The sequence below is a fragment of the Actinopolyspora biskrensis genome, from assembly GCF_013408175.1.
Classification (GTDB): Bacteria; Actinomycetota; Actinomycetes; order Mycobacteriales; family Pseudonocardiaceae; genus Actinopolyspora; species Actinopolyspora biskrensis.
Genome location: NZ_JACBYW010000007.1, coordinates 74459 through 91897, shown reverse-complemented (window position 1 = coordinate 91897; position 17439 = coordinate 74459). Strand labels below are relative to the sequence as shown.

The 17439-nt window shown below is 68.9% G+C and carries 14 protein-coding genes; 7 read left to right on the top strand and 7 right to left on the bottom strand.

From position 1 onward, the window contains the following. Nucleotides 1-46: 46 nt before the first annotated feature. Entirely contained in the window at nucleotides 47-496 is a 450-nt protein-coding gene (locus FHR84_RS18180; RefSeq protein ID WP_179536750.1) for a GtrA family protein, read from the bottom strand. Between the two features lie 210 nt (nucleotides 497-706). Between FHR84_RS18180 and dprE1 the strand changes: the two genes are divergently transcribed. The 6 genes from dprE1 (at nucleotide 707) to FHR84_RS18150 (ending at nucleotide 10216) form a co-directional block, all read left to right on the top strand. Next, nucleotides 707-2044, top strand: coding sequence for a decaprenylphosphoryl-beta-D-ribose oxidase (gene dprE1 / locus FHR84_RS18175; RefSeq protein ID WP_179536870.1), 1338 nt, complete (start codon nucleotides 707-709; stop codon nucleotides 2042-2044). Next, the gene (gene dprE2, locus FHR84_RS18170; protein ID WP_179536749.1) at nucleotides 2041-2796 is read left to right on the top strand and encodes a decaprenylphospho-beta-D-erythro-pentofuranosid-2-ulose 2-reductase; all 756 of its coding nucleotides are present in this window, start codon (nucleotides 2041-2043) and stop codon (nucleotides 2794-2796) included. The genes dprE1 and dprE2 overlap by 4 nt, the downstream gene beginning before the upstream one ends. Before the next feature lie 336 nt (nucleotides 2797-3132). After that, nucleotides 3133-6273, top strand: coding sequence for an arabinosyltransferase domain-containing protein (locus FHR84_RS18165; RefSeq protein WP_343075321.1), 3141 nt, complete (start codon nucleotides 3133-3135; stop codon nucleotides 6271-6273). A gap of 278 nt (nucleotides 6274-6551) precedes the next feature. After that, complete coding sequence (locus tag FHR84_RS18160; RefSeq protein WP_218863222.1) at nucleotides 6552-8243, top strand: LGFP repeat-containing protein; 1692 nt, start codon at nucleotides 6552-6554, stop codon at nucleotides 8241-8243. A gap of 209 nt (nucleotides 8244-8452) precedes the next feature. Then, nucleotides 8453-9289 (top strand): LGFP repeat-containing protein, encoded by an 837-nt coding sequence (locus FHR84_RS18155; protein ID WP_179536748.1) that lies wholly within the window; start codon nucleotides 8453-8455, stop codon nucleotides 9287-9289. Nucleotides 9290-9634: 345 nt separating this feature from the next. Continuing rightward, entirely contained in the window at nucleotides 9635-10216 is a 582-nt protein-coding gene (locus FHR84_RS18150; RefSeq protein WP_179536747.1) for a DUF2017 family protein, read from the top strand. A 134-nt stretch (nucleotides 10217-10350) separates the two neighbouring features. Here the strand turns inward: FHR84_RS18150 and FHR84_RS18145 are convergent, their stop codons facing one another. Beyond that, a complete protein-coding gene (locus tag FHR84_RS18145; RefSeq protein WP_179536746.1) occupies nucleotides 10351-10776 on the bottom strand; it encodes an SgcJ/EcaC family oxidoreductase in 426 nt (141 codons plus the stop codon). Between the two features lie 265 nt (nucleotides 10777-11041). Next, the gene (locus FHR84_RS18140; RefSeq protein ID WP_179536745.1) at nucleotides 11042-11581 is read right to left on the bottom strand and encodes a nitroreductase family protein; all 540 of its coding nucleotides are present in this window, start codon (nucleotides 11579-11581) and stop codon (nucleotides 11042-11044) included. Nucleotides 11582-11649: 68 nt separating this feature from the next. On the opposite strand from FHR84_RS18140, the gene FHR84_RS18135 reads away from it, so the two are divergent. Continuing rightward, a complete protein-coding gene (locus FHR84_RS18135) occupies nucleotides 11650-12171 on the top strand; it encodes a YbaK/EbsC family protein (RefSeq protein WP_179536744.1) in 522 nt (173 codons plus the stop codon). A 180-nt stretch (nucleotides 12172-12351) separates the two neighbouring features. On the opposite strand, the gene FHR84_RS18130 is transcribed toward FHR84_RS18135, so the two are convergent. The 4 genes from FHR84_RS18130 to FHR84_RS18115 all read right to left on the bottom strand — a co-directional run bounded on the left by FHR84_RS18130 (nucleotide 12352) and on the right by FHR84_RS18115 (nucleotide 17439). Continuing rightward, complete coding sequence (locus tag FHR84_RS18130; RefSeq protein WP_179536743.1) at nucleotides 12352-13050, bottom strand: CAAX protease; 699 nt, start codon at nucleotides 13048-13050, stop codon at nucleotides 12352-12354. A 199-nt stretch (nucleotides 13051-13249) separates the two neighbouring features. Further along, complete coding sequence (locus FHR84_RS18125; RefSeq protein ID WP_179536742.1) at nucleotides 13250-14497, bottom strand: decaprenyl-phosphate phosphoribosyltransferase; 1248 nt, start codon at nucleotides 14495-14497, stop codon at nucleotides 13250-13252. Continuing rightward, the gene (locus FHR84_RS18120) at nucleotides 14490-15074 is read right to left on the bottom strand and encodes a phosphatase PAP2 family protein (protein ID WP_179536741.1); all 585 of its coding nucleotides are present in this window, start codon (nucleotides 15072-15074) and stop codon (nucleotides 14490-14492) included. Before FHR84_RS18120 ends, FHR84_RS18125 begins: the two co-directional genes overlap by 8 nt. 244 nt (nucleotides 15075-15318) lie before the next feature. Further along, entirely contained in the window at nucleotides 15319-17439 is a 2121-nt protein-coding gene (locus tag FHR84_RS18115) for a glycosyltransferase (RefSeq protein WP_179536740.1), read from the bottom strand.

Below are 17439 nucleotides of genomic sequence, written 5' to 3'. Positions count from 1 at the left end.
GGCTGCGAACGGGACAGGGCTGCGAACGAGCGGGGGCGGCGGAGCGCTACTCCCGGAAGACCACCCAGCGCAGCAGTACGAAATTGATTCCGGTTCCGAGTCCCTGGCCGACGACCCAGCACAGCGACCACCGCAGCTGTGCCCCGTAGTCGAAGTCGAACGGGGGGAGCGTGAGGAACAGCAGCTGGTTGGTACCGATGTTGACCAGGAAGGTCACCAGGTAGACCAGCACGAAGGCTCCGGCCTTGGCCTTGGTGTTACCGGTGCTGGCGCCCGTGAAGGTGAGTCTTCGGTTCGCGACGTAGGAGGTCGTGGTTCCCAGCGCGAACGCCAGCGAGCGGGCCAGCCAGTTCGGGACCTCCAGGGCCAGCAGCGTCATGTACGAGCCGTAGTCCAGCAACGCACAGACGCCGCCGATGAGTCCGAAACGGATCAGTTGGTTGAGCAGCCCCAGCTTTTTTACCTCGGGTTCGGCGGTGCTCTCGGCCACGGCCACTCGTTCACCTCAGCTGTTGCGACGACATCGCGCGGGATCCGGGACGGGCGAGAACTCGGCTCGGCCACGACACCTGCTTCCCCCTGGCTTCAGGGGGCGAGTGTAGCCGCCCTCCGCAGGATCCGAACCGACACGGGTTCACCCGGCGGGTCGATGCCACGCAACGCCGATAGACTCCCTCCAGTGGGATCGGTTAAGGACGAGCACAAGATGCTGACGGGCTGGGGCCGCACCGCCCCGACCATGGCCGAAGTGGTCAGCACGCCGGACGTCGAGACCATCGCCCGCGCAGTGCGCGCGGCAGGCGACCGCGGGGTGATCGCCAGAGGGCTCGGCCGCAGTTACGGCGACCCGGCGCAGAACGCGGGCGGAACCGTCATCGACATGACCGCGCTGAACCGGATCCACTCCATCGACGTCGACGAAGCGATCGTCGACGTCGACGCGGGCGTGTCCCTGGACACGCTGATGCGGAGACTGTTGCCGCACGGCCTGTGGGTTCCGGTGCTGCCGGGCACCCGGCAGGTCACGGTCGGCGGGGCCATCGGCTCGGACATCCACGGCAAGAACCACCACTCCCAGGGCTCCTTCGGCAGCCACGTGCTCTCGCTCGAACTGCTCACCGCGGACGGCGAAGTGCGCACGCTCACCCCGGAGGGGGATTCGGCGGAGCTCTTCTGGGCCACGGTCGGCGGTATGGGGCTGACCGGGATCGTCCTCAGAGCGCGCGTTCGCCTCAAGCGGGTCGAGACCGCCTACTTCGTGGTGGACAACATCCGGACCAGGAATCTGGACGAGCTGCTCGAACACTTCACCGACGGTTCGGACGACAACTACACGTACTCGGTGGCCTGGTTCGACTCGCTGGCTCGCGGCGAGAACATGGGGCGCGCGCTACTCACCAGGGGAAATTCGGCCACTCTCGAGGACCTCCCGAAGAAACTGCGGAAGAACCCGCTCGGCTTCGACGCGCCGCAGCTCATGACGGCACCCCCCGTTTTCCCGAACGGCCTGGTCAACAAGTACACGATCACGGCTTTCAACGAGGTCTGGTACCGCAAGGCCCCCACGAAGTACGGCTCCGTACAGAACATCACGCAGTTCTTCCACCCACTCGATCTGGTCGGCGAGTGGAACCGGGTGTACGGATCGGCCGGCTTCCTCCAGTACCAGTTCATGGTTCCGTTCGGGCAGGAACAGGCTTTCCGCCGTTCGATCGACAAAATCAGCGCGTCCGGGCACGCCTCCTTCCTCAACGTGTTGAAGACGTTCGGCGAGGGGAACGCGGCTCCGCTTTCCTTCCCGAGCAAGGGGTGGACCCTCACCGTCGACATCCCCATCAGTCCCGGCCTGGAACGCCTGTGCCGTGAGCTGGACGAAACGGTGCTCGAGGCGGGTGGGCGCCTCTACTTCGCCAAGGAGTCCCGCACCACGCCCGAGATGATCGAACGCATGTACCCGCGCATCGACGAGTGGCGCAAGACGCGCGCCGCGGTCGACCCCCAAGGAATCTTCCGTTCCGATTTGGCCAGGAGGCTGAACCTGTGATCGACGCGGTTGGCAACCCCCAGTCCCTGCTGCTGCTCGGCGGCACCTCGGACATCGCGCTGGCCACGGCCGAGCAGTACGCGCGCCGGCGCCCGCTGCGCATCGTGCTGGCCGCTCGCCCCTCCGAACGGCTGGAGGCGGCCGCCGAGCGGCTGCGCGGGACGGGCAGCACGGTGACCACGGTTCCCTTCGACGCGCGCAACCCCGATACCCACGCCGACACCCTGGACAAGGCCTTCGCCGACGGCGACATCGACATCAGCCTCGTCGCCTTCGGAACGCTCGGCGACCAGGAAGAGCTGTGGACCGACGTGGAGGCGGCCAGGGAGATGGCCGAGATCAACTACGTCGCCCCGGTCACCGTGGGGGTGCTGCTCGCCGAGCGGATGCGCAAGCAGGGACACGGCCACATCGTCGCGCTCTCCTCCGTCGCCGGGGAGCGGGTGCGCCGCTCCAACTTCGCCTACGGCTCCTCCAAGGCGGGCATGGACGGCTTCTACACGGGGCTGACCGAGGCGCTCCGCCCCTCCGGGGTCAAGGTCACGGTCGTTCGCCCCGGGCACGTGAAGTCGAAGATGACCGAGGGGATGAAAGAGGCCCCGCTGGCTCAGACGCCCGAGCAGGTCGCGCGGATCATCGTCGACTCGGTGCGCAAGGGCAGGGAGCTGGTGTGGGCACCGGCCCAGTTCCGCTACGTGATGAGCGTGCTGCGCCACCTGCCCCGCGCGGTCTTCCGCAGGCTCCCTTTCTGAGGGAGTCCACGGCTTGATTTGCTCGGGTGGTTCCGTGGCGGAACCTCGGTCGGGGTCTCGCTGCGGGACCCTCGACATCGAGTAGCCACCTGCACAACGTCGGGCCTTCCTCGCGAGAGCACCACGGGAGAACCCGCGGCGGTGCCGACTGCCCGGGCTCAGAGCGCCTGCGTCGAGCGGAGCCTTGCGCTCGGGGAGTTCCTGACCGGCGGGTCGGTGCTGCGTGCCGAAGGATCCGGCGGTGCCTGCGCCCACCGGGGCCGCCGCGCGGCCTCCATCCGCCGATTCCGCAACAATACACCGCCAGTATCGTGACCGAATCGCAACAGGGATGCGGTGAACGAACCGGCCGGCCGGGAGATCACACTGGGTATGGGAGTCCAATCACCACCGGCACGACCACCACGGGGCGAGAACGCAAGCACACTGTCGACCGGCGTCTCCCGCCGCCGGGAATGGCGGATCGCACTGCTGGCCGGGCTCGCCGTGCTGCTCGGCGCGCTGGCCGTACTCGCACCGGTGCGCGTGGACGACCCCGTGCTCACGTGGCCGCAGCAGGGCGAGCGGGCCACCTCGACGGTCGTCCCGCTGTCGCCGTACCGACCGCTCAGCCTGAACGCCGAGATCCCCTGCTCCACGCTGCGGCAGGCCGGCGGTGCCGCCGCGGCGGATGAGCCCGCCGCGGCGCTGCGCACCCAGCCACCCCGCGGGCAGGAGGGGCTGCGCGTCACCGCGGCGGAAGGCACCGCTCGGTTCCACGTCTCCGGTGAGCGGGTCCACACCGAACCGCTCCCGGAGGGAGCGTGCTCCTACCGGGTGGTCGCCGACGACGCGGGCGTCCGCGTCCTGCGCGACGGCACCACGCTGGCCGAGCGGCCCGAGCTCCTCCCGCCGCAGGTGGCCGAGTTCTCCACCGCGGCGGAGGGCACTCCCCAGGCGCAGGGGCTGTCGGTGCGGCTGCACACCGACGCCCGCTACGAGTCGAGCCCGAGCGCGCTGAAGCTCGGACTGCTGATCGCGCACGCGTTGGCGCTGGCCGGGGTGCTCGTGCTCGCCTGGCGGCACTGGCGCGGGACCAGGTCGATGCGCAGGCTGCGGATGCCCCGGCTCGGCGCGGCCGACGCCGTGCTGGTGCTCGTCTCGGTGGCCTGGATCTTCCTCGGCCCGACGAACATGGACGACGGCTGGTACCTGATGATGGCGCGCAACGCCGTCGAGAACGGGTACATCGGCAACTTCGTCTACATGTTCAACGTCACCGAGAACCCGTTCGTGCTCAGCCAGTACCTGCTGCAGCTCTGGGGCGAGCTCGGTGGCTGGTCGCTGTGGTGGATGCGCGTGGTACCGACCCTGTGCGGGATCGGTACCTGGTTCCTGCTGCGCATCCTGCTCGCCACCGTGCTGGGCCGCACCGGCGGCAGGCTGCGGATCGTCCCGTGGGCGCTGCTCGTGGCGCACCTGGTCTGGTACCTGCCCTACGGGACCACGCTGCGCCCGGAGCCGGTGATCGTGGTGTGCGCGGCGGCCGCCCTGGTGTTCGCCGAGGCCGCGCTGCTGCGGCGGTCGGTCGGGATGCTGGCCGTGGCCACGGTGTGCGCGGTGCTCGGGGTGACCGCCTCCCCCACCGGGATCGCAGCCGCGGCGCCGCTGGTGCTGAGTCTGCCGTGGCTGCTGCGCTGGTTGCGTCGTCAGCCCTGGTCGGCCCGCATCGGGGCGGTGCTGCTCGCCGTCGCCTCCACCACCGTGGTGGTCCCGATCGGGTTCGCCGACGCGAGCCTCGGCGACGTGCTGGAGGCCTACGACGTCCACCAGTGGTACTACCTCTCGTTCTCCTGGTACCAGGAGTTCGAGCACTACAAGACCCTGCTGGACACGGCGGGCTGGGCGCGCAGGCTCCCGGTGCTGCTGACGCTCGCGCTGATCGCGTCGGTGGCCATCGCCAGCGGGCGGGTCAACATGGGGCGCGACCCGGTGCGCAGGCTGCTGCTGGTCAGCGCGGTCGCCAGTGCCGTGGCGCTGGCGATGATCGCCTTCAGCCCCACCAAGTGGGTCAACCACTTCCACGCGGTGGCCGCCGCACCGACCGTGCTGCTGGCCGCGGCCCTGGTCCGTTCCCCGTTGCCCCGCAGGGGCGCCCACGTGGCGTCCACGGCCGGCCTGCTGCTGCTCGTCGGTGTGGTCTCGCTGAGCTTCGCGGGCGGGACCTGGTGGGTCCCGTTCTCCGACGCGGGGCAGCGCTTCGGCAACCACCTGGACCCGAACTCGGACACGGCGAACACCCAGCCGCACTTCGAGTGGCTGTACCTGCGCAACCCCGCCGTTTGGCTGAGCGTGGCCGCGCTGGCGCTGGCCTGGGGGTACTGGCGCAGGCGGCGCGGGCTACCGGTGCTGCTCAACCCGGACCGCGCCGTGCTCGGGGCGGCGTCGCTGTCCGCGGTGGTGCTGCTGCTCGCCTCGTTCAGCTACGCCCCGATCGGGCAGTACCCGGGCTGGACGATCGCGCGTTCAGGGGTGAGGACGATGTTCGGGGACGGCTGCGGACTCGCCGACGCCGTCAAGGTGCAGCTGCCCGTGACACGCCAGCCGGAGAGCCCGGCGACCCCGCCGCGGTTGGAGGGCGACTTCCGCAACGACCGCCCCGTTCCGCTGGCCGCGCCCCCGTGGTCGGGACCGGCCACCGTCTGGCACGACGACGTGCCCGACGGGACCAGCACCGGGACCGGGGAGCTGACGACGGGGTGGTACCGGATCCCGGCGGAGAGCACGGGCACCCACGTCACGGTTCCGCTCGCGGGAGCGCTGGGCAACCAGGACCTGCGGGTGGAGTTCGGCGAGTCCTCCGGAGCGGACTGGCGGGTGACCGGTTCACGGCGGCTGGATCCGGACACGCGCATGCCGCTGGACGAGTGGCAGCAGCTGGCCGTCGAGCTCCCCGAGGGGGCGCAGGGGGTGCGCCTGGTGCTCGCGGACCGCACTACCGGGGCGAACTCGTGGATCGCGGCTGCCGAGCCACGGCTCACCTCGGAGAACCCGATCTCGGAGATCACCAGGGACCGGCCCGTGCTGGCCAACCACATCGGGGCGGCCGAGTGGCCGTGCGCCAACCAGGTGAAGGTGGACAACGGGCTGACCGGTACCCCGGTCGTGCGGATGACCGTCGACCAGCTGCTGCCGCCGGCCTGGCCGGACAACATCAGCAACCTGCCCTGGGGCGGTGCGTGGGAGCAGACCTCGCGCGAATGGGTGCAGACCAGGCTGCCCGCGCGATTGCGGCCGAGCGGACCTCCGCGCAAGCCCTGGGGTCACGTGTACGTCCTGCGCTACCCCCATCCGGTCGGAGAATTCGACCTGGAAGTGGGCGAGAAAACGCGGTGGGGCTGGAAACGGCTGCCCACCCTGGCGGACAACGATTATCCGAATATCCCGGACAACGCCGGAACCGATTCGGAGGAGAAAAGCGAGGACGACCAGGATTGACCCTCCGGGCGGCCGTTCGGACGAATTCTCGCCCGAAGGGGCGCCCGGACGCGGAATATCTCGCGGATTCACCGGAAGCACCTCGTTAAACCGCGGAGCACGTCGGGGACGAGCCTCCCGCGCGTCCCGCGGTACCACCGCAGAAGCTCCCGCTCCCCGCGGAAAAGGATTACTGTAACCCAACTCACCGCGTTACACCCGATTCGAGTCGTTTGCACGGGTAAATTCGACTTCGAAACGGTAACAAAACGAGACAGACACCCCCCTTTCGTTCGATCATGGATTTCAGACCGAAAGGGGAAAGAGTGCAGGTCAAGAATCTTGTGGGGCACGCCGTCGCGCTGAGCACGGCGGCCGCCCTGGTCACGGCCGCTCCCGCGGCGGCCGAGAACGCCGAGCAGAACGACTCCGGCAACCGGCAGCCGAGCTCCACGAGCTCTCAGCAGCCCGCGCCGTCGAGCGAGAGCTCGGAAGACACGAGCGAGAAGACTCCGGAGACCACGGAGGGCACGGCCGAGGGGACCTCCACCGAGGACTCCACCGAGACGAGCTCGGTCCAGGAGAGCACGACCGAGGAGAACTCGGTCGAGGAGAGCCAGGACTCCACGGTGGAGGAGTCCGCCACGGAGGAATCCACCGGTTCCACAACCTCCCGGAGCACCGCGAGCACCGGCGATCCCCTGCGGGGCCCCGTCTACGGGGAGATCCCGAACACGCCCGGTTCGGCGGACGCCGACGAGCAGCGCTCCACCGAGCGCGGCCAGGCGTCCACCGCGGAAGCCGGTGCCGGTGAGATCCAGGAGCGCTACGAGGGTCTCGACCAGCAGGCCAAGGAGCGCGTCGGGCAGCAGGAGGGCGACGAGGTCGTCGTCAGCGACTCGCTGCGCTACCAGGACTACTCCAACGCGCGGTTCTACTGGTCCCAGCAGTACGGCGTGAAGATCGTCTTCGGCGCGGTGCTGGACAAGTACATCCAGCTCGGCGGGCACGAGTCGCTCGGCGTTCCGTCCACGGACGAGCTCACCACCGGCGACGGAACCGCCTACAACGAGTTCGTCTACCACGACGCCAACGCCGAGACGACCAGTGCCATCTACGACCACTCCGAGGCGGGCACGCACGTCATCGTGGGTCCGATGCTGGAGAAGTGGCACTCCGTCGGCGGGCCGGACGCGCTGGGCTACCCGATCAGCGACACCTACCTGACCTACGACCAGCGGGCCACGTTCAACAACTTCCAGAACGACGCCACGATCTTCTGGACCGCCAACACCGGCGCCCACGTGCTCCGGGACGAGGTCCGGGACAAGTGGGGCCAGACCGGTGGGCCGAACGGTCCGCTCGGCTACCCGACCATCGACCAGGGGACCACCCCGGACGGCAAGGGCAAGTACAACCACTTCGAGAACAACGCCTCGATCTACTGGACCGCGGAGACCAACGCCCACGTGGTCCGGGGACTGATCCGGGACAAGTGGTCCGCCACCGGCTGGGAGCGCGGCCCGATGGGCTACCCGACCACCGACGAGTTCGTCGCCGGCGACAAAGTCGGCCGGTACAACATGTTCACCGGCGCCGACGGTTCGGGGGCGGGGATCGTGTGGAGTCCCGAGACCGGGGCGCACACCGTGCAGGGCTTGATCGCCCAGCGCTACTCGAACCTCGGTGGGCCGAACGGTGTGCTCGGCTACCCGACCACCGACGAGCGCAGCACCCCGGACGGCCGGGGCCGCTACAACCACTTCAACGGCGCGGGCGGCGCCTCGATCTACTGGACCCCCGGCACCGGGGCCCGCGAGATCTACGGCGGCATCCGCGACCACTGGGCGAGCCTGGGCTGGGAGAAGTCCTACCTGGGCTACCCCACCACCGGTGAGTTCGACATCGAAGGCGGTCGCAGGAACCACTTCGAGGGCGGCCACATCACCTTCTACAACGACACCGGTCAGATCGTGGACCGGCGCTGGTGAGCAACCGCTGACCGCGGGATCACGCCGGTGGGCGGTGACCGTCTCGGAGGGCCTTCCGGACTTCTCCCCGGAAGGCCCTCCGTTCTTCTCACGGACGGGTGAAAAAAGTAAGAGCAACGTGTGGAAAGCCGTGTCCGTTCCACAACTGACGTCCCCGTGGACGCACTCTGGGTTCGTCCGGAGCCATCGAGGCGAACAGGAGAGCTTCCGTGACTTCCCGAAAGGGTTCGATCTTCCGAAAAAGCGCGGCGAGCACCGCCACCCTGCTCGCGGCGACACTCTCGCTCGGCCTGTCCGGCACGGCCAGCGGTGACGTCGAGCAGCAGTCCGGTGCGAACGAGTCCAGCGCCGCCCCGGCACCGGCGGAATTCACTCCGATCGAGCAGAGATATTGGAGTGAACCGCACCTGCGCAGAGTGCTCGGCGATCCGGTGGACACCGAGTACGACACCAACGGAATGTCCTATCAGGAATTCCAGCACGGCTGGATGTATCACACCGAGGACACCGACACCCACGAGGTGCACGGCGCGATCTCGGACCGCTACGAGAGCCTGGGGCAGCACTCCAACTACGGCGTACCCATCACGGATGAGCTTCCCACCCCGGACGAGGTGGGGCGGTTCAACCACTTCGCGGGCACCGAGGCCATCGGCACCGCTTCGATCTACTGGACCGCGGACACCGGAGCGCACGGAGTCTGGGGGCCCGTGCGCGAGTTCTGGGGGCAGACGGGCTTCGAGCGGGGGTACCTGAACTACCCCGTGACGAACACGGCGGACACCCAGGAGGGGGACGGCGTCTACACCCACTTCAGGGGAGCCGACCACGCGGGCGCCTCGGTGTACTGGAACTCCGAGACGGGAACGCACTCGGTGCGCGGCACGATCCGCGAGCTCTGGCTGAGCATGGGAGCCGAGACCTCCTGGCTGGGCTACCCGGACTCCAACGAGTACAGCGTTCCCGGAGGGAAGCGCAGCGACTTCCAGGGCGGCTACATCTACTGGAACTCCTCCACCGGTGAGGCCACCGCTTACCGCTACTGAGCTTGATACCGGCGGATGGTGGTCCCGCGCGGATCCGGTGAGCTCACTCGGCGGAATGCGCGGGAGCCACTCGCCTTCCCGGTGGTCGGTTTCCGGAAAGGTTCTTTTCCCTCCCACTGGTGGCAGCGACGGGAACGGACGTTCCCGTTCCCGTCGAACACCACTTAACCAGGCGTTCCAACCGGAACACCGCCCGGGCGCCGAGCGATGTGAAATGTCTTCGGCCCGGTTTCCCCGGGCGGTGGCACCCGGGCGAGGAGCACTTCGGACGCGGTTGCGGGTTCCTGCAAGTCGGCTGCGAGAATCAACAGTGGATTCAGGGCCGGGGCGATGGGAGACTCGGATATGACCGTGAAGTGCTCCATTGTGGACAACATGCTGGTCGCTGAGTTCGATTCCACCATGTTCAGGTGGCTACGCGCTTCACTTCCCCGCTACAGGGACATAATCCAGGGGCGTCTGGACGAGTACCGCGAGTACGACTGGCTCTGCGAACAGCTCTCCCTCCCGTTGCCGGTCACACCGCTGGACTCCACGATGCTGCGCGCGCTGCGGGACAACTGGGGCGATCCGGTCGACGACGACGCGCTGCGGGACTGGATGGAAGCCGATCTGGTCAGCAGGCTGCGCGACGACGCCGAGCTGGTGCTGTCCACCCTGCCCGCCGAGGGTGAGCAGTTGCTGCTGCACACGGCCGAACAGGTCGAGGCGTGGTTCTGGGTGCTGGTCAACATGCGCATCGCCTACGGGGTGGAGCACGGTGTCCTCGGTCCGGGCTGTCCCCCGATCGACAAGCACTTCGACAAGACCGCGGACTGGAGCGACCCGCTCACCCCGGCGCGTTTCGCCGTGTGGTGGCTGCACCGGGTCGCCGAATCGCTGCGGCGGGTCTCCGGTCAGCCGCTGCCGGAGTACTCCTGCTACTGAGTTCCACCCGCAACGACTCTCCCCTCCGGTCAGCTGCCGGCACATGAACCGGTACGTCGGGGACGTCGGTCCGCTCTCGAGCCGCGTCGTCCGCGCGGGAGGCCCGCTGGAAGCGCACACCGGGAACGAGGCCGTCACGGTGTCACGCCGGACGCGATCCCCGTGTTGTGCATGGCGCAGAACCACCAGGATCCCTCCTTCTTGACCAGGACCCACGTGCCGATGCTCGCGCGCTGGTCGTCGCGAGTAACCACGGGCTGGCGAAGGAAGACCACGGCGACGCTCGGATCTGGGAAGGTGATGCGGTCGATCTCGTACCAGGTGCGAATGCCCTCGGCATGGTGCGTGAGACGTTCGCGGTGGTAGCGGTGGATCTCCTCCCAACCGTGGAAACGCTGCCCGTTGACCGCCGTGAAAACCACGTCGGAGGCGAATCGCTCGTCGAACTTCTCCGCGTCGTGCTCCGCGAACGCCTCCCGCAGCTCGGTGAAGATCCGTCTGATCGCGCGGGCGTCGTCCTCATCGCCGACCGCGTCGTGGGCTTTCGGACGATCCCTCATGATCACTCGGCCTTCCGGCGTCGGCTCGGACTCCCACGAGGTTCTTCGCACGACGTTCTGCCGGTGTTACACCGCCTCTCCACCCGTGGACCCCACCTTCGCCCGCGACTGTCGTTATCGGCTGGGCCCTCCGGAAGGCACCGAGGAGACCACCCCTGAGGAGCTCCCGCTCCCGAGTCCGTCGGGGACGCCGTGTTCCGAATCGAGCCCTGGACGGTCTCCGAGCGAGTACGACGATCACCCCGGCGGAGTCGCTCCCCGTGCCTCACTCACCCGACCAGATCCGGTCCAGCGGCAGCCTTCCGGCCGGGATCGCCGACCTCCCCGGCGGCCGCGGAGCGGGCCAGCCCAGCGCGATGCCGGTGCGCACCGACCACGGCGCGGCGAACCCGGCCAGCGCGCTCGCCCGGTCCGCGTTCTCCCGCGGGAAGAACGTGGCAGGGCACGAGCCGAGCCCGTCGAAGTGAGCCGCCGTCATGATCGCCTGCGCGATCCTGCCCCCGTCGAACTCGGCGTCCTGCCCGCTGTGGTCGAGCGCCAGCAGCACCACCACGGGCGCCTGGCTCAGGTGCAGCGCGTAGCTCCCGCACCGGCTCAGCCGCTCGCGCCGCTCCTGGTCCCGCACCGTGTGCAGCCGCCACGGCTGCCTGTTGCGGGCCGAACCGGTCCACCGCGCCACTTCGAGGAGCCGGCGCAGCTGCTGCTCGGTGACCTCCCGGTCGGTGAACCAGCGCGTGGCCCGCAACCCGCGCAACGTCTCCAACGGATCATCGGAATGGGCACCACGCCCGCTCGATTCGCTCACGAACTGAAGTATGGTGCGCTAACGTACAACCCGTCGCGACGGGTTGGCTCGGCAGCAGCCGAAACCGTATGGAGGTTCGCCACGTGCAGTCGGAGACGACGGTACCGCCGGAGACGATGCTGCCGGAGCGCAGCAAGCAGGTGGCCCGAGCACTGCGAGCTGCGGAGGTGTCCGGCGAGATCAGGGAGATGCCCGGCTCCACCAGAACCGCGGCCGATGCCGCGGCGGCCCTCGGCTGCGAAACCGGGGCCATCGCCAGCAGCCTCGTGTTCCTTTCCGACGAACAACCGGTGCTGGTGCTCACCAGCGGACGCCACCGGGTCGACACGGACAAGCTCGCCGAGAGCCTCGCGTGGTCCCCGCTGGAGCGGGCCAAGCCCGAACGGGTCCGGCAGGCCACGGGCCAGTCGATCGGCGGTGTGGCCCCGCTCGGCCACCCCGCGGAGCTGACCACGATCGTGGACAGCGCGCTGGCCGACTACCCGTGCGTGTGGGCGGCGGGCGGAACACCGCGCACCGTGTTCCCCACCACGCACGACGAGCTGGTGCGGATCACCGGAGGGCGTTCACTGGCCGTCGCCGATGAGTGAGTGAACGGGTTCGGCGGGGCGGTTCGCGTGGGTGGTTGCTCAGCCGTCACGTGAGTCGGCGCCTTGCGGCGCTGGGCCGCTCTTGAGTAGCCACGCCGCTCAGGTTGAAGCCCCCGATCCCAACGGAGCTCTTCGCCGGGCAACAACAGTTGCGCGTCATGACCATTACGGCATGCGGATTCACTGCGACTGGTGCGGTCCACCCAGTAGCGCTGGAGTGTACGACTGGGCGGCCAGCCACTTCCCGACCGGTGGGGAGATCCACCACACCAGCGTCACCAGATCCTCGTGGATCTCGTCCGGACTGCGCCGGGTCTTCGTACCGGGCACTCGCACACCGCCGATGATCGGCTCGCAGTGAGCAATGCGGTTCCGCAGCGCGTAGACGCGCCGGGCGAGGCGGTGGACCTCGTCACGCACGCCCGAGGAGTGGGGGAAGGCGTGCCGCAACGCAGGTCGCCACAACAACGCGTCGTACGAGCGGCGCTCCCGGAAAGGACGGCGGCCGGCATAGTCGCCGTGTCCGAGCAAATGAATCCAGAACCCCATCGGCAAAGCAGCGATTATCCGTCCGACCGGGTGCTCGCCAACGTCCTTGTGAGCCTTGGCGATCGCCTCCTGACCACGATCGTCGAGAAGCTGCCCCTCGGCCCACCACCGTGGCCCGTAGACCTGGGAAAGCTGGTCATGCAGCGCGTTGCGGAGCACCACTTCGACGATGCTGAGATCATGATGGTGACTGGAGGCCAACCGCGCTCCGTGCAGGTAGAGCTCGATCGGCGAGCATCCCCACTCTGGAGCCTGCCGCCGATAGGTCTCCAATCGCTCGGCGCTGAGCAACTCCGCCAACTCGGCGGCCGGGACAGCCTGCTCACTCATGGTCTGTCCGTTCTACCAGCTCCGTGTCCGCGCCAGCCGCGGAGTGCTACACTGGGTGTGCAGCCCCCCGGTTAGCCAGTACCAGCTTCTGGTACGCGCCGGGGGTATTTTTTGTTCCCCCGGCAAGCCCGGACACCTCCGCCGCGCCGATCCCGGCGCGGCCGGGAGACCGCACGCCGGGATCGGCGAGCACCGGCGCTCACAGGTAGAAGGCGAGGAACAGGCAGCCCGCGAGCACGCAGAACAGGACCAGCAGCACCTTGTCCTTGAGCGCGACCTCCTCGGGCTCCCCGGCCACGCCCTTGTCCACGTCCACGGCGTAGCGCAGGATCCCGATCACGAAGGGGATGATCGAGATGACTCCCCACCGGGAGTGGTCGTGGTTCTGGATCTCGTAGGCCCACTGGCTGTACGACATGATCATGATCGCCGCCGAGATGGCCCAGACGAACCGCAGGTACGAGGCCGAGTAGGCCCGCAGGGACTTCCGGATCTTGGCGCCGGTCTCGTTGGCCAGCTTCACCTCGGCGTAGCGCTTGCCCGCCACCATGAACAGCGAACCGAACGCCACGACGATGTAGAACCACTGGGTGATCACCAGCCCGGCCGCGGCACCACCGGCCACGGCACGCAGCAGGAACCCGGAAGCGACGATGCAGAGGTCGATGACCGGCTGGTGCTTGAGCCCGAAGCAGTAACCCAGCTGCACCCCGATGTAGACCGCCATGACGGCGAACAGGGGCATGCTGATCAGGCCGGAGATGACCAGCGACCCCACCAGCAGCAGGCCGCACACGGCGTAGGCGATCGGCAGCGGGACCAGCCCCGCCGCGATGGGCCGGTTGCGCTTGGTCGGGTGGGCGCGGTCCGACTCGACGTCGAGCGCGTCGTTGATGAAGTAGATCCCGGAGGCGGCCATCGAGAAGACCACGAACGCCACGGCCGCGTCCAGCAGGATCGGAACGTCCAGCAGCGCCCCTGCCGTGAACGGGGCGGCGAGCACGAGGATGTTCTTGACCCACTGCTTGGGGCGCAGCTCCCTGATCAAGCCGTTGAAGAGCCCGGCGGGCGTTCCGGCCGCCGCCGTCACCCTGGCGTGATAGGCGTCCGAGGACTTGTCGGTGCTGTCCGCGGACGTGGTGCCCCCGCCCGGTCCGGAGTCCTCCTCCAGCGCGGCGGCCTCACCACCGGCCTCCGAGCCGATGGCTCCCTCGGCGTCCGCTTCGACCTGCCCCTCGACCTGCCGCGTCAGTTCGGAGTCGGTTTCCACCGCGCCGTGGGAGGGGGCGGTACCGCCCTCCCGCTCCGTGGTCGCGGTCTCGGTGGCCACCCGCGTGCCGCCGGGGGCTCCCTCCCCTCCTGCGGACCGCTCGGAGCCCTCGTGCGAGCCCTGTCCCGTTGTGGGCTCTTCGCCGAGCTGAAACCCGGTCTCGTTCTTGTCAGCCACGGTTCCTCCGCCGTTCGATGTAGCGACGCACTCCCCACGCGACGGCCCCACCGAGTGTCGAACCCGCTGCCACGTCACTCGGATAGTGGACGCCGAGCACCAATCTGCTGACCATCATCGGCGGCACCAGCGCGGGAGTGAGCCGACGGCCGAGCACTCTGCCGTACAGCACGGCGGCCGTCGTCGTGGAAGTCGCGTGCGAGGAGGGAAAGCTCAGTCTGCTCGGGGTGCTGACCAGCACCCTGATTCCCGGATCGCCGGGTCTGCTGCGGCGCACCACCCGTTTGACCGCGATGGAGGCGCCGTGCGCCGCGGCTACCCCGGCCGCGGAGGCGATCCAGTCGGCGCGCCGCCCGCGGTCGGCCAGCGCCCCCACTGCTCCCAACACGAGCCACCCAATCGCGTGATCACCGAATTTGGACATGACTCCGGCGACCGTAACCACGGGTCGCTTGGCCAGCACGCCCTGCACCCGGCGTACCGCCACCGTCTCGGCCGTAACGGCCGGTGGCGGGTGTTCCTCCGCACCTCGCTCCGTCTCGGCGGCGGGGGGCGCGGTGGTCAGCTCTGCGTCCACTTCGTCTCCGGCTTCTTCTCGGGCAGGCCGTCGGTGTCCACCCGAAACCGGCGTTCCGGTCTCGGATCCGTGCTCTCGGCTGTAGGCGGTATTCGAATGTGGCGCCCCGGAGGGGCGACCGTCGGACCGCGGCCCGACGAACTCGCGCCGCGGCCCGGGACGGGTCACCACCCACCCCGGGCCACCGCGCTCTCCCGCTCCGTGACGTGCACAACCCTCCCGGGTCGCCTCACGCGGACTCAGCTCACTCGTACATCTGCTTCCACGCCTCGGGGCTGGTCAGCTCCGGCAGGGCGGCACGATACGCCTCCCGCAACCGCGACCACTCGCTCACCAGCCTGCGGTAGTCGGCTATGGCCCGAGTACCGAGCCTACGGAACTCCTCAGGGTCGCGACGCCGGAAGGCCGTGCCGCTGCCGTCGGCGGTGGAGACGGTGGCGCTGTCCAGGGCTCCGAGCAGGAACCAACGCGCGCTCGCCGAGGGGATGTTGAGCTGGGGACGCCGCTGCGCCTCGGAGTCGGGCTGCTTGAGGTTGTGCAGCAGCGCCTTCGAGGCCCGCTGGGCGATCCGCGTCGTGCGCACCGGGGGGTCCAGCAGCTGTTCGGCCAGCACGGGGTCGGCGGTCGGCGGGGGCAGTTCTCCGGCCGAGGAGAAGGTCTGCGCGTCGTCGTACTGCTCACGCAGCTTGCGGACCTCGGGAAGTGCCGTGCGCAGACTCTCGAACAGCCCTTCCGGACCGGCCAGGAAGTCCTCGACCGCCTTGAGCTGCACCGCCACGGTCGAGTACTCCATCGAGAACAGGTGCCGCAGGGTGAGCTTGAAGCTCTGCTTGAGCAGGTTCTTCTTGACGTCGTCGGGACTGTGCAACGCCGCGAGGATCAGCCTGTTGCGGGTGTGGAAGTAGGCCGTCCAGTCGGTGGCGTCGTTCTTGTCGCTCCACGGCATGTGCCAGACGGCCGCACCGGGCAGCGAGACCGTCGGATACCCCCGCTCACCCGCGCGGACGTGGTACTCGGCGTCGTCCCACTTGAGGAAGAGCGGCAGCGGCAGTCCGGTGTTCTCGATGACCTCGCGCGGGAAGAGGCACATCCACCACCCGTTGTAGGTGGAGTGGATGAGCTTGTGCAGCTTGCTGCTCTCGCGCAGCGGGTACTCGGCGAAGTCGTGGTCGGTGGCCGCCCCGGGAGCGGCACGCCACATCGCGGAGCCCAGGTCGACGACCTCGCCCATGGTGTGCAGCCGCGAGCGGGCCTGCAGGTTGAGCATGTGCCCACCGACGATCACCGGCTGGACGGCGGCCCTGGCGAAGGCGTTGGCCCGCAGCACCCCGTCCGGTTCCAGCGCGATGTCGTCGTCGAACAGCATCACCTGCTCGGCGTCGGAGTTGTACACCCCCTCGTACATGACGCGGGTGAAGCCCCCGGAGCCGCCGAGGTTCGGCTGCTCGATGACGTGCAGCTTGTCCCCGATCCTCCTGGCGGCCTCGTCGAAGCCGTCGGTGTCCCTGATCTTCTGCCCGCCCTGGTCGGCCACGACCACGCGCTCGACGAGATCGAGCACCTGGGTGTCCTCGCCGAGGGTCTGCAGGGTCTGCACGCAGTCGGCCGGGCGCATGGTGGTGGTGCCCACCACGACACGCTGCTTGGGCAGCCTGAGGTCGGTCGTCCAGGCCGCCTCGTCGAGGTCGAGCTCCCCTTCGTTGGTGAACAGGTCGAACCAGATCCAGCCGCCGTCCTCGAACGGTTTGAGCGAGACCCGGAACTCCAGCCACCGCCACGACTTCGAACTGGAAACCGGGGTGCCTTCCAGGTGCACGACGTCGCCGTTCGGCTTGGACCGGTACACGTCCAGCCGCCCGGTACCGCGGACCTTCAGGCGCAGGACCACCTCGTCGAGCTTGGTCCAGCGCTTCCAGTAGCTGGCGGGGAAGGCGTTGAAGTACGAGGCGAACGACACCCGCGAGTTACCGGGGATCCGCACCGAACGCCTGGACAGCACGGTGGCGCGCTGTGCGAGGTTCTCCGGCTCGTCCAGGTAGAGCGGACGCGCGTCGAGCGGGTCCTCGGCCCGCGGAAGCAGCACCCGCTGCAGGGTCTGCCCCGCCGCGACGCGCCGGTGCCCGGTCCGGACCGTGGCCGAGTCGCTGAGTTTGCTCTCTCCCGCCTCCGGCGAGGAGGGGGCGGCGCTCTCCTCGTCCGCCCGTTGCTCCGTTCGGTCCCCGGCGTCGACGCCCGGGACCTCCGCACCGGCCTGCGCGGAGGTCGGCTCCGCCTCCGCCGCCGGTGCTCCCGCTTCCGGGGCGCTCGGTTCCGATGGTTCCGACCCGGTCGGTTCCGATTCGGCTGGGGAAGTCCGGTCAGTCAC